Origin of the sequence: Halomonas flagellata (genome assembly GCF_022487945.1) — a bacterium.
GTDB lineage: Bacteria > Pseudomonadota > Gammaproteobacteria > Pseudomonadales > Halomonadaceae > Halomonas > Halomonas flagellata.
Map to the genome: position 1 here is coordinate 1 of NZ_JAKVPY010000045.1, position 13,669 is coordinate 13,669.

Here is a 13,669-nt window from a genome sequence, read left to right on the forward strand (position 1 = left end):
GTCGTTAGGGTTTCACCCATGGCGGTTGGTCCTCCTGAATCAGGTTCTGCCAGGAACTCTCTGATTTATCAGTAGGATACCAACCGCCATCTTCATTTCCAGGGCTGCCCGGTGAATATCAGGGGTTCAAGTGTTAAGCGACGATGACACGCCAGGCTGCGCCCACGACGCGGGACTCGTCGATCAGCCGAACGGCTCGATGGCGATCTGGAGTCCTGATAATTCGTCCCCACTCCCCAGATCACCAGGACTTTTTTGTGGTTTGTCAACTCATTACCAGATTCCGCATACAGGATGCAGCACCATCCCGAGCCAACGCCAGATAGGCGTCTAATACCAGCTGTCGAAATCTCGGCAACCGCGCCAGTGATGCGGGAAAGATTTCATTCATGCTCAATAACGCCTCCACCCGAGCCTCTGCTTCGAGATGTTGAGCATAAATCTGCGAGAAACTTGTTGCTAACGGGTCGTCAACCCGATGTGCCGTCCCATTCAACCCCAAGCCACTGACGTAATGCATCCAGGCTGCCACTCCGAGCGCTGTGACGGGGATTGACCGGCCCTCGGCCAAAGCGGCCTCAGCTCCTTGTAACCAGCGCTGAGGCAATTTCTGGGAACCGTCCATTGCGATCTGAATCAGCTGGTGCTGCAGACTGTCATTAGTAAATCGCGTGATCAGCTCGTCACCATAGGTGGCCAGAACCACTCCTGATGGCATCGTCAGTGTCGGTGCTGCTTCCTCATGCATATAGCGACGTATCAGCATTGTCATATCCGGATCGGCGATCGCCTCGGCAACCGTCTGCCAGCCACCAAGAAGACCAACATAGGCCAGCAGCGAGTGACTGCCGTTGAGCATGCGTAGCTTCATGGTTTCGAACGGTCGTACATCGGCCACCATCTGCACGCCTACGGTTTCCCAATTCGGGCGGCCAAGGGGGAAGTTATCCTCTATCACCCATTGGCTAAAGGCTTCACAAACGATTGCTGCAGGATCGTCAATACCGATATCCCGTTCGAGGGATTCACGTGTCTCATCGGTCATAGCCGGAACAATGCGATCAACCATCGAGTTGGGAAAAGCAACTTCGCTACGGATCCAGTCTGCCAGATCCTCCGATTGATAGGAAGCCAGTTCAGTGACCGCTAGCTTAGTCCGGCTGCCATTCTCCGGCATATTGTCGCAACAAAGCACCGTAAAGGGAGCAACACCTTGTTCCCGTCTCAACCGCAACGCCTCCAGCAGGATACCAGGGACAGTCTTCGGGGAATGGGGATATTCGATATCGTGCAGAATGGCTGGATCATCAAGGTTAAGACGCTGCTCGGCCGGTACGATATAGTATGCCTTCTCGGTGACAGTCAGGGTGACGATACGGGTTATCGACGCCACCAATTTGTCGATTAATGAACGCTTATCTTCGCCAGAAAACAGCGTTTCACGGATTGCATTGACCTCTCGCAAGGTTACACGTTCGCTATCCTTGAACTCGGCGACATGATAACAATATTTTTGCGCTTTCAGGCTATCTACAAGAGCCCGATTGGAGCGAATGTTGGCTGCACAGATACCCCAATCGCTATCATCTAAACGATTCAGCCAGCGTTCTAAATATACGGCTTGATGGGCACGATGGAAGGCCCCTAGCCCAATATGGACTATGCCAGTGCCAATATTTTCAGGCAAGTAGCGGCTGTTAACGCGTAAAACTTCATTCATCATTTTCTTCCTTCATGTTATCGGGAGCCGCCGGCGAGACTGACGAGTCGCCGATGTCATCCAGAGCATACAGAACAGTTATTTCCATTAGGTATCCCAGTAAACCAGCCACCGGGGATACCTCGTGGAAACACACACTAAATAGCGGAGGCTCTAGAAAAAGGCTGGCTGTTATGTAAAGACCATTGCCTAAAAAAACTCGGCAAAACGAGACTGAAGGTGGAACCTGCAAGCTCGCCAACAGAGTCACCACACAGCGCCGCTTTTTTCATCAGCCTCCCCTTGTATGCTGTCAGGACAATTAAGACCTGCTGCTCGTACCGCGCGGCAATGTAAGGCCAAAGTATTCAACCGCGTTGTTGCCGCAAATATTGCGCACCATAGTACCCAACATGTTGAAGTCGGCTGGGGCTTCCCCATTTTCCACCCACCCCCCGATAAGATCACAGAGGATTCGACGGAAGTATTCATGACGGGTGTATGACAAAAAGCTTCGAGAGTCGGTTAGCATTCCTACAAACTGGCTTAAAAGCCCCATTTGTGACAAACTAGTCAGCTGGCGAATCATCCCGTCTTTCTGATCATTGAACCACCACCCGGAACCAAATTGAATCTTGCCGGGAATGCCGCCTCCCTGGAAATTGCCTATCATAGTGGCCAATACTTCATTGTCGCTGGGATTCAAGCAATAAAGAATGGTCTTCGGCAACTCGTTGGAAACATCCAGAGTATCCAGAAAACGCGCCAAAGAGTATGCGAAAGGACGATCACCTATGGAATCGAACCCAGCATCTCCGCCCAACTGCTGAAACATCCGCGTAGAATTGTTCCGTTGTGCGCCTAGGTGTAATTGCATCACCCAGTTCCGTTTTGCATACTGCTTACCAAGCCAGACTTGAACGGCAGTTGAAAACTGCGCTATTTCATTCTCTGTTAAGTGCTCACCTTGCAAGCGCTTAACCAGTATCTTGGTAAGGGTCTTGTCGGTCGGTATCTCCGCAAAGCGCACGACCTCAATGCCATGATCAGCAGCGCGGCAACCATGTTCTGAAAAGTGATTGATCCGCAACTCAAGTGCTTTTAGTAAATCGTCATAGCTAGATATTTCGACATCAGCTGCCGCACCCAGTTTTTGTAAATATTCAGGAAAGGTTGCGTGGTCAATCTTGAACGCCCGATCGGGACGCCAGGTAGGTGCTACTTCAATATCAAAGCTGTCATCATCTGCAATGGAACGGTGATAGATCAAGCTATCGGCGGGATCGTCAGTTGTGCCGACCATCCTCACATTCATTTTCTGCATAATTCCGCGAGCGGAAAACTCTTCTGTCGACAGTAGCTCACTACACTTGTCCCAGACGGCATCAGCGGTGTCAGGCGAGAAAAGAAGGCCTTTAATACCGAAGGGGCGACGTAACTCGAGATGTGTCCAATGATAAATAGGATTACCAATACACTGCGGGACAGTACTGGCCCAGGCCCGAAATTTATCGGAAAAAGACGCATCACCGGTGATCAAATTCTCCGGGATACCAGCGGCACGCATTGCACGCCACTTATAATGATCACCTTCAAGCCAGATTTCGCCAAGATTATCGAAACGACGATTTTCCGCAATCTCCCGAGGGCTCAGATGGCAATGATAGTCATAAATCGGCTCGTCCTTTGCAAAATCATGGTAAAGTCGACGAGCCGTTTCAGACGACAGCAAAAAATCTTCAGATAAAAAAGGACGCATTTATCACTCCTGCAGCATATTTCTTTTACATCTGGGTGGCAATTACCAAAACCACCTTCGTTCAACTCACCTCAGCAAGCAAAAACTCACCCCCAGCTTCATACCGAATGCCGTTTACGAATAGTGGACGCCGTTCACCCATGGGAAGCTGCAGCACAAATCCTTGATATGCAGGACTCCAACTTCCAGATTTAGAGATATTCAGCTCAATGCTGTGGTTATCACACTTCAAGTCTATAATCACATGAAGACAGTCACCTTGGCGATAAGAGAAACTCTCTCCATCGTCGTCGAAAATCGTTATCTTACGCTGCCCTACCCCTTTGAAAGGAAAGACCAACAGTTGACGCTGATCATCCAGGGAGGAATCCACATAATCGATACGTGAACTGGTTGGAATTACGGAACCAGCCCGCGCTAGTAGAGGAAGCTCTTCCAAGGGGGCTGGTAAGGTCACAGTTTGGCCACCGCCGTACCACTCATGGCGGTGAAAGTCATACCATCCATCGCGGTTGTCCGGTAGATAAACATCACGATATCGCTGCCCTTTTTCGACAACTGATGCCACCAGCAGATCTTGGCCTAAAAGGAAATCATCACACTCCTCAAAGGTTCGGCTGTCATGTTCGTGATCGAGAAATGTTGGGCGAAGCATCGGCTCATAGGCGTCATGCGCCTGCCACAAAACATTGTAGATGTAAGGCATCAGGCGATATCTCAGTGTCATCGCCTCCCTTACAATCGGCGTAATTTCAGGATACATCCATGGTTCGTTGACAGTACCGTCGTCATTCCAAGAATGAATTGTGAAACGAGGATGCATGATACCATTCTGTACCCAGCGAGCGAAGAGTTCAGGCTCCGGCCGCTCACCAGAAAAACCACCCACGTCGTGGCCAAGGTTGTAAATACCGGACAAGCTCATACCCAGGCCCATCTTGATATTATAGCGGAGCGTCTTCCAACTTGTGCTATTGTCACCACTCCAGGTTTGAGCATAACGGTGCATGCCAGCACAACCGGAACGAGAGATCAGGTAAGGTCGCGTATCTTCCGAATATTTCATCTGGGCTTCAAAAGATGCACGCATCATTAGCAATGTTTGCAGTGGACGAATTAATTTTATCGGTACTTCATTGCCAAAACCCGCACATCGAGCATTAGAGTCCCAAATCTCAAATTCGTTATTGTCGTTCCAGGTAGAGTCTATGCCTTTTTGTAATAACTGTTCAGTGACATTCGACATCCACCAGCTGATCGTTTCTGGATTGGTAAAATCCAGATGGGATCCCTCATCATCCCAAAATTGAGATAGCTCAGGTTCATTGCTTTCTGAATCTTTGACAAACAGCCCTTTTTCTTTAACCTCTGCAAACCGTGGATGATCTTGCAGCAAGCATGGCTTAATATTGGCCGCAAGTCTCATTCCTTCCTGGTGAAAGTCAGCAGCAAGCTTTTCAGGATCAGGTACCTTACTGTAATTCCAATTAAAGACGTAGCGCTTGTCATTGATCGATGTGTATCCTGATGATAGCTGAAATGAATCACAAGGAATACCATGCTGTCGACATAGCTTCACAAATTGCAACAACTGTTCTTGTGCATTATTTGCATCAGTATAGTGCATCGTTGATCCACTAAATCCCAAGCTCCATTTCGGCCCCAAAGCAGTACGCCCAGTCAAGCGAGTATAACGTTTTGTAACGTCCAATACCGTAGGCCCGTAGATCATATAATAATCTAGGTCACCGTCCTCTGCTCGATAGCTGCGATAATAACCGTGATAGTTGTCGAGCTCATTGCCCATATCGAGCCAACAGGTAGCCAAATTATCATAGAAGATTCCGTAACTGACCTTGTTAACCTGAGTAATATAGAATGGAATGTGCTTATATAATGGATCCGTGCGTTCAGCGTCATATCCCATTGAATCCATATTGCACATCTGGTAACGCTTATTGGCACGATTTAAATTGCCGGTCTTCTCACCGAGACCATAGTACCGGTCCTCAAGGGAACGGCTCATAAAGTGACTGACTGCATCATCTTTAACACCCAGCATGTAAGCACTATTCTTACGATCAGACGCTAAAGTCACCCACTCGCCCATATCATTTTTATATTCCCAATCTAATCGTAATGGCCTCTCCACTGTCAGGCGCAACAGGTCTGTCATAATACGCAGCCTGTTCCCATCAATTTCGATATTATAGTCTGGCAGGCTAAACCCTTTGGTACTCAGGCGATCACGTCCGTACCAATCCCCATCGTCCCCCTCAGGAGCGATACACCAGGTTCTATCCAGACGGAGCCCTTTATCCTTTTTTAGTAATACACGGACCAAGTCATCTTCAAGGATAAAAATGTGTAAAACATGGCGCCCATCGCATTCAATATCGACCCTGTTCCCAATAGACGTAACGTAATTCCAATCTTTAACAGACTTCATTTTCATCTTCTCCAAAAATTATAACAATTTCGAGCTTTCTGACTAGTAATCAAGTAGAAGCTGTGGAAGAAACAGACTTACCTGAGGAAAGAATGTGACAACGAAAAGCGACACCAAAAGAATTAAAAAGAACGGCAACAGTGGCTTAATTATCTTATCGATTTGTACACCACTCACAGAGCAACCTACGAAAAGCGCACTGCCAACCGGAGGCGTACAGAGACCGATACAAAGGTTAAAAACCATCATGATACCAAAATGTACTGGATCCATACCGATTTCCGATGAAACCGGAAGGAAAATAGGCGTAAAGATCAGCAGCGCGGGCGTCATATCCATGAACACTCCCACTACCAGTAAAATAATGTTAATGATCAACAAGATTACTATTGGATTATCCGATATTGCAAGAAGAGTATTACTGATCATATAAGGGATATCGGCATTCGCCATCGCCCAGGCCATGGCCATTGACGCGCCTATGAGCAGCATTATCATCGAAGAAGTCATTACCGCTTCCAGGATAATTTTGGGCATATCTTTTATTGACACTTCTCGATAAAAAACCAATGCCAATAGTAGAGTATATAACACAGCCACAGCAGATGCTTCGGTCGCAGTAAAAACCCCAGCTACGATTCCACCCATGATGACGACTATCAAACCCAAGCTCGGTAAGGCTCGCAGAGTAATTATCAACGCATCATGAAATGGAACTCTGTCAGAAACGGGATATTTTCGCTTTTTCGCGATGATACTAGAGATAACGATAATACCTAATCCCATCAGTAATCCCGGGATATAGCCGGCCAAAAACAATGCGGCTATTGAGGTGCCACCCGAGATCAGAGAGTACACAATAAGGGCATTACTCGGTGGAATCAGCAGTCCTGCTGGACAGGACGTAACATTGACAGCTGTACAATAAACTGGATCGTAGCCGTTCTTCTTCTGCAGAGGAGCCATCGTTCCCCCGACGGCCGCTGCGGCAGCGACTGCGGAACCCGATATAGAGCCGAATAACATGTTAGCAATAACGTTGACATGACCCAATGCCCCCGGCATAGGGCCGACGATAAGCTTGGAAAATTCAATCAACCGAATCGCGATACCTCCGCGATTCATGATATTGCCGGCCAATATAAAAAACGGTATCGCCAGAAGTGTGAAACTATCAAGACCAGAAGCCATTTTCTGAGACACCACTGATAAAGCAGGGTCAAATGGCAACATCATCATAATGGATATCAATGCTGAAAGACCAATAGCAAATGATATAGGTATTCCCAGCACTAATAGAAGGAAGAAACTTCCAAACAATACTAAAGTGACTAACCACTCCATAATTATATCCTTATTTGACAGTTATAGCTGAATCACGTTTCAATCCCCAAAAAACCCATTCAATGCACTCAAAATATCCCGAAAAAGGTAAACCAACATAATAAACCCACTGAGTGGTATTGCTAAATACACCATCCCCATCTGGATACCAAGAGCTGGTGAAATCTGCCCCATACTCAGGGTTTTGAGCATTAGCCCTCCCCCACCGTACAACATCACGACACCTGCGAACACAACACAGGCAAGGCTTATCACCAGTTTCAGAAGCGAATTAGCTCTTCCGTCTAACTTCATCAATAAAAAGTCCATCGCCAAATGCTTATTTTGTCCAAGCGTATAGGCTGCCCCCATCAATCCCACCCAGATAAAGAGGAACCGGGCCAACTCATCTGTCAAGGTACTGGGTACTCCTAACACGTAGCGCGAGAAAACCTGCCATATAACACAGGCGACTAACACAACGGTAAGAAGCACGCAGAATATAGATAGCGTGCTATCAAGCACAGCAACGAGCTTTTTCATAACCCTCCAAGATGTGGCTATCCACACAAGCCATATTGCTTACCACTCAATAACTTATCAGACCAATTCAGCCTATGTCGGGCCGAGCCGATGGTCAAAGGATGCACCAATATGCCGTATTGGTCAACCACATTGCGCAAGGTGCTTGACCAATCGGGAGGAATGTGGCAGAATTGGTTATGCAGCATTGCCAGTGGAAGATGTTGCTGCTGATGCTTGGGAGGGGGTAGCGTCTATCGTGGTTGGCGACACTGGTTACCGATACGGCAGTGGCTGCATCCCTTCGGCGTAGGCATCTCAGACATGTCTGCGGCGACTGCATCACAAATGACTATACCGGTCTCGTCGTAGGACGTTTAGCCGGTGTTTCTACCTTAAAAAATACAAGGCTAATATTGGAGATGAATATGATGTTCCGTAAGCGATTCATGGCGAAAGTAGTATCGGTGGCTTTGCTCGGCGGACTTAGCTTGTCAGCGAACAGCGCGACAACTCTAAAGCTGAGCCACAATGTCGACGAGCAAGCACCGGTTCATAAGGCGATGCAGTTTTTCGCTGATAAAGTTCACGAAAAAACTGATGAAGAAGTCCGCATTCGGATTTATCCTAACAGCCAATTGGGCACTCAACGCGAATCAATGGAGCTTCTACAAGCTGGTGCCCTGGATATGGTAAAATCCAATGCCAGTGAAATGGAGTCTTTTGATCCATCCTACGGTGCGTTCAACATACCTTATCTGTTTCAAGACCGCGATCACTATTATCGTGCACTTAAAAGCGAGGATGTCGGAGGCAAAATTCTAGACTCATCGAAGCAATATGGTTTCGTCGGTATTACATATTATGATAGTGGGGCCAGAAGCTTCTATGCTAACAAGCCGATCAGGACACCATCCGATCTGTCAGGGCTCAAGATTCGTGTGCAACCCAGCCCCACCGCTGTCAGAATGATCGAATTGCTGGGCGCATCACCGACACCTCTTCCTTATGGCGAACTATATACAGCTCTACAACAGGGCGTCGTCGATGGGGCAGAAAACAACATTAACTCTGTCACCACCTATCGTCATGGCGAAGTCGTCGATTATTACAGCCTCGATGAACATACAATGATTCCGGATGTATTGGTAATCAGCACTCAGTCATGGGAACAACTGACACCATCTCAGCAATCTTCACTGAAAGAAGCTGGTCAAGAATCCATGGAATTCATGAAGGAAATATGGTCCGAAAATATTGATCGTGAGATGAAAAAAGCGAAGGAGATGGGCGTCGAGATCATCAAGGTAGACAAAGGCCCGTTTATTGAAGCAGTAAAGCCAATGCATGATGAGGCTTTGCAGGCCCCTGACATCGCCCCGTATGTTAAAGCCATAAATTCATTGGCCGACTAAGGTATGGTGGGTGGCATGGAAGCACTAATCTTATAAACTCACATTACGACTTTGGATTGACCAGATACCTTAAAACCTTTTCCATTGAGTTCTATCTGGTCATTCCATCACGACAATTTGCGTTCAAGCTTAATGTTGTCGGAAGGGGGCAAGCAGATGAACTATAAGTTGAGCAAACCCAAACGTCTCTATCAGGAGATTGGACATCAACTGTATACCGAGCTCTCGTCAGGGCGGTACAAGGTCGGTGATCGTCTGCCGCCTGAACGTGATATCGCAGAAAGGTTCTCTGTAAGTCGCGCGGTCGTACGCGAAGCCCTGATCATGTTGGAACTCATGGAGCTTATCGAAGTAAGAAAAGGCAGCGGTGTATATGTGATCAAGTTGCCATCAGCATCATCATCGAATGACACCATAGAAAAGGATCTAGATGAAGAGGACGCTGGTCCATTCGAAATGATGCAAGCTAGGCAGCTTATAGAGAGCTATATTGCTGAGTTTGCAGCTACTCAGGTAACAAAAAATGACATTAGACGTATGCGTGAAGCATTGGACATGGAGCGAAAAAACATCGACCTTGAAGCAACCGACTACGACGGTGACAAGATGTTCCATCTCGCGATTGCCGAAGCTACGCAAAATAGTGTCCTGGTCGATGTCCTTCTGAACTTATGGGAACGCCGTGAAAGAAGTCCGATGTGGAAGCAATTGCATTCTCATATCACAGATCAGACTTATCGCAAAAAGTGGCTTGTTGATCACGACAATATACTTACGGCAATCCAGCGCCGCAATCCTAATGATGCGCGTCAGGCAATGTGGCAACACCTCGAAAATGTAAAAAACACATTAATGGAGCTTTCTGAGCACGGAGAACCTGACTTTGATGGCTACTTGTTTATTGACAACCCAGTTCAAATAAAAGCTTCCTAAGGAACGCTTTTTTCATTATCCCTTTAGCAATCAACAGAGTATATCGGTAACGAGATGGAACATACATGGCGGTGGTTTGGCCCCAATGACGAGATTAGCCTTAACGATATCCGACAGGCGGGGGCAACAGGAATCGTAACAGCACTTCATGAAATCCCCAACGGCGATGTATGGCCTTTGGATAAGATTCAGTCTCGCAAGGAGATGATTGAATCAGCTGGCTTGCAGTGGTCAGTGGTCGAAAGCATCCCGGTACATGAAGATATCAAGCGCCGTACCGGAAGCTACATTCGATACATTGAAAACTACAAGCAGAGCTTGCGTAATTTAGCGGCTTGCGGAATTCATACAGTTTGTTATAACTTCATGCCAATTCTGGACTGGACACGTACAGATCTATCCTATGAATTGCCTGATGGATCCCGTGCCCTGCGTTTCGATCAAACTGCCTTTGCTGCCTTTGAGCTTTATATCCTTGAACGCCCAGGCAGTGAGGCGTCATACACAGAAAGTGAAAAGGCTGCGGCCTACCATTATTTCCAAAATCTGACCGACGACGACCGGGATAAGCTCGTCGCAACCATTATCGCCGGCCTTCCAGGTGCGGAAGAAAGCTATACGATCGAAGATTTTCGAGCCGCTCTGGCCGAATACAAGGAAATCGACAGCAACAAGTTGCGAGATAATTTAAGGTTATTCCTGGAGGATATTGTACCAGTTGCCGAGGCATGCGGAATTCGATTGGCCATTCACCCGGATGATCCTCCGCGCCCCATATTGGGTTTGCCACGAATTGTTTCTACCCTGGAAGACGTGAAGTGGCTAATCGATCAAATTCCTTCACGAGCTAACGGCATCACATTTTGTACCGGCTCATACGGTGTTAGAGAAGATAATGATCTCTGCCACATGGCCAAGTCATTCGCGGATCGAATCTATTTCACTCATCTGCGTTCAACGGAACGTGAGGAAACGGCTGGTAGTTTTCATGAAGCGTCGCATTTGGGTGGGGATTCCAACCTGATAGATGTGATTCGCATTCTGCTGGAAGAGGAGCAGCGTCGCGAACAGTCCGGTGACCCGAGAGCCATTCCGATGCGTCCTGACCACGGCCATCAGATCATGGACGATCTCAAAAAGTCAGTGAAGCCAGGCTATTCCTCGCTGGGACGTATGAAAGGGCTGGCTGAATTGCGGGGTGCCGAACTTACCCTCAAACGCTTTGTGCTCAAGGGCACCCCCTGACCTCCAGCTAAAAGCTGTTTACAAAATGATTCTTGATTCGGGGCTAATACTACAGTCGTAACTGAATAAGCTATAATGCATGTGATTGATAGGGAAGCGATCACACGGTGAAGGATGCAAGCGCAGGATCTCTCAGTCTCAGCATTGTTGGATGACCTGGCGGATCGGTTAGGCCCGCTCATTCCACGTTCGGAAACGTGCGATCGCGCATTACGCTACTTTCAGGGACTGCTCAGCCAGTGCGAACGAAAGAATGGCTGGCATCTTGCCGAGTGGCTTGGCGATGCGTCCCCAGATGGGGTGCAGTATCTGTTGGATCGAGCCCTTTACTTGCCCAAGTCCTGGACACAGGATCGTGAGCGTTGTCGGCGTGCAGGGATTCCCGATGACGTCGAATTTGCCAGCAAACCAGAGCTCGCCCGCCGCATGCTGGAGCGCGCGCTGGACCAGGGGATACCGGCCTCCTGGGTGACGGGGGATACCGTCTATGGTGGCAACCGCAGCCTGCGCCTCTGGCTGTAAGAATGCTTGCAACCCTTTGTTTTAGAAGTGTCTTGCAACCGAACCCCTGTGGTGGAAGAGCTTCCAGTACACGCGAGCTGCCGAGATCGCGGCGACACTACCGGAGGATGCATGGCAGACATTGTCCGCTGGCTCGGGCAGCAAGGGGGAGCGCTGGTACGACTGGGCCTTGGCCCCCCTGATGAGGCTGCAGTCCTCGGACAGAGGCACACCGTTGGGGACATTATCTCCTGATCCGATGCAGCCTCTCGAAGCCGGGTGAGCTGGCCTATTATGTGGTCCATGCCCCCCGGGACTGGGCGTCGATCGAGACGCTGGTTCGGGTCGCGGGCCAACGCTGGAAAATCGAGCAAGGGTTTCAGACAGCCAAGGGGGAATGCGGGCTGGATGACTATGAGGTGAGGAGATGGGGAGGCTGGCATCGCCACATCACCTTGTCGCTGTTGGCCCATGCCCTACTGGTGGCGATTCAGCAGGCGAGCCAACAGCAAAAAAACGGTGTCCGACAGGATCCAGTGGACACTCTCCGAGCTCAGGCGGCTGATAGGGCGATGGCTATGGCAAGGACAACAAGCCTTGTCACATGCGCTTCACTGGTCGGATTGGCGACGCAAGCATCAGTATCGGACTTGGCAGTGCCACTGTCGGCAGCAGCAAGCCGGTAGATGTCAAGAAAGTTGTCGTGTCTGATCATTGTCACGCCGCCTGTTTTTCTGGTTCGACCAGCGTGACTGCGGGTTCCCGCTCCGGATTGAGCGAAACGGTTTCGATGGGCGTCCAGTTGCGAGTCTTGCCGCTCCAGCGCGCTGGGTTGGCCTTGCGGGCTGCCAGGTTCAGTTCGTGACGCCGCGTCAGGATGGCCTTGTCCTTGCTCGCATGGCGCTCGGCCGGTGTCACGAAGCGGATGCCGCTGTGGCGGTGCTCATGGTTGTACCAGTGGACGAAGCCATGCACCCATTGCTGTGCCTCACCGACGCTGGCAAAGCCGTCCACCGGGTAATCCGGCCGGTACTTGCAGGTACGGAACGCCGCCTCGGAGTAGGGGTTGTCGTTACTGACCCGTGGCCGGCTGTAGGACGGCGTGATGTTGAGGTCGTGCAGTTTCTCCAGCAGCGTGGCGCCCTTGAACGGGCTGCCGTTGTCGGCATGCAGCACCAGCGGCTGGTTGACCACTTTCTCGGCCAGCACAGCCCGCTCGATGACGGTGCGCGAGTTGAGCGCCGACTCGGCCAGGAAGACCTCCCAGCCGACGATCTTGCGGCTGAAGATATCGAGGATCATCACCAGGTAGTAATGCTCACCCTTGATCGGCCCACCGAGCCAGGTGCAATCCCAGGACCAGGTCTGATTGGGAGCGGTCGCGTGGTAGGTCGTGGGCCTGGCGTGACGCCTCGGTGCTCTGGCACGCCCGCGGTGGACTACCTCGTGATGCCGTCGCAATACCCGGTAGAACGTCGATACCGAGGCGATGTAGCGGTTTTCCTCGTCCAGCAGCCGCACGACGACCTGGTCGGGTGGCAGGTTGGCGAATTCCGGCCGGTGGCACACGTCAAGGATCTCCTGCTCCTCAGCTGCCGTCAGGGCATTGGTGGGCACCGGCCGCTCGGCAAAAGGGCGTTGATCCTCCCGGAGTTCGCCATCACGGGTCCAGCGCTGATGGGTCCGGGGCGTGATACCCAGGACCTCGCAGGCGGGCTCGAGACGGGCACCAGCGTTGCGCGCCTCATTGATCAGCTCGACAGCATGACGGCGATCCGGGGTGCTGATCATTCGTCCTCGTCCCCCCAGATCGCCTTCGCCTT

The 13,669-nt window shown here is 49.9% G+C and carries 10 protein-coding genes and 1 pseudogene; 4 read left to right on the plus strand and 7 right to left on the minus strand.

Annotated elements, in window-relative coordinates:
* Positions 1–265 precede the first annotated feature (265 nt).
* The 5 genes from MKP05_RS20490 to MKP05_RS20510 all read right to left on the minus strand — a co-directional run bounded on the left by MKP05_RS20490 (position 266) and on the right by MKP05_RS20510 (position 7,773).
* On the minus strand, positions 266–1,720 hold the full coding sequence (locus MKP05_RS20490) for a mannitol dehydrogenase family protein (protein ID WP_240570015.1): 1,455 nt from the start codon (positions 1,718–1,720) through the stop codon (positions 266–268).
* A gap of 301 nt (positions 1,721–2,021) precedes the next feature.
* On the minus strand, positions 2,022–3,458 hold the full coding sequence (gene uxaC, locus MKP05_RS20495; protein WP_240570016.1) for a glucuronate isomerase: 1,437 nt from the start codon (positions 3,456–3,458) through the stop codon (positions 2,022–2,024).
* A gap of 61 nt (positions 3,459–3,519) precedes the next feature.
* Positions 3,520–5,913, minus strand: coding sequence for a glycoside hydrolase family 31 protein (locus MKP05_RS20500; RefSeq protein WP_240570017.1), 2,394 nt, complete (start codon positions 5,911–5,913; stop codon positions 3,520–3,522).
* 36 nt (positions 5,914–5,949) lie between these two features.
* On the minus strand, positions 5,950–7,251 hold the full coding sequence (locus tag MKP05_RS20505) for a TRAP transporter large permease (protein WP_240570018.1): 1,302 nt from the start codon (positions 7,249–7,251) through the stop codon (positions 5,950–5,952).
* Positions 7,252–7,290: 39 nt separating this feature from the next.
* Complete coding sequence (locus MKP05_RS20510) at positions 7,291–7,773, minus strand: TRAP transporter small permease (protein ID WP_240570019.1); 483 nt, start codon at positions 7,771–7,773, stop codon at positions 7,291–7,293.
* Positions 7,774–8,180: 407 nt separating this feature from the next.
* Between MKP05_RS20510 and MKP05_RS20515 the strand changes: the two genes are divergently transcribed.
* From MKP05_RS20515 to MKP05_RS22175, 4 genes and pseudogenes are all read left to right on the plus strand, one after another.
* Positions 8,181–9,167, plus strand: coding sequence for a TRAP transporter substrate-binding protein (locus tag MKP05_RS20515; protein ID WP_240570020.1), 987 nt, complete (start codon positions 8,181–8,183; stop codon positions 9,165–9,167).
* Between the two features lie 156 nt (positions 9,168–9,323).
* On the plus strand, positions 9,324–10,100 hold the full coding sequence (locus MKP05_RS20520) for an FCD domain-containing protein (RefSeq protein WP_240570021.1): 777 nt from the start codon (positions 9,324–9,326) through the stop codon (positions 10,098–10,100).
* A gap of 54 nt (positions 10,101–10,154) precedes the next feature.
* A complete protein-coding gene (uxuA, locus tag MKP05_RS20525; RefSeq protein ID WP_240570022.1) occupies positions 10,155–11,345 on the plus strand; it encodes a mannonate dehydratase in 1,191 nt (396 codons plus the stop codon).
* A gap of 114 nt (positions 11,346–11,459) precedes the next feature.
* Positions 11,460–12,367, plus strand: a pseudogene (locus tag MKP05_RS22175) (IS701 family transposase); the annotation flags it as partial.
* A 32-nt stretch (positions 12,368–12,399) separates the two neighbouring features.
* On the opposite strand, the gene MKP05_RS20535 reads toward MKP05_RS22175, so the two are convergent.
* Together MKP05_RS20535 and MKP05_RS20540 are read right to left on the minus strand one after the other, a co-directional pair.
* On the minus strand, positions 12,400–12,561 hold the full coding sequence (locus tag MKP05_RS20535) for a hypothetical protein (RefSeq protein ID WP_240570024.1): 162 nt from the start codon (positions 12,559–12,561) through the stop codon (positions 12,400–12,402).
* A 2-nt stretch (positions 12,562–12,563) separates the two neighbouring features.
* The gene (locus tag MKP05_RS20540) at positions 12,564–13,637 is read right to left on the minus strand and encodes an IS3 family transposase (protein ID WP_240570025.1); all 1,074 of its coding nucleotides are present in this window, start codon (positions 13,635–13,637) and stop codon (positions 12,564–12,566) included.
* Positions 13,638–13,669 lie beyond the last annotated feature (32 nt).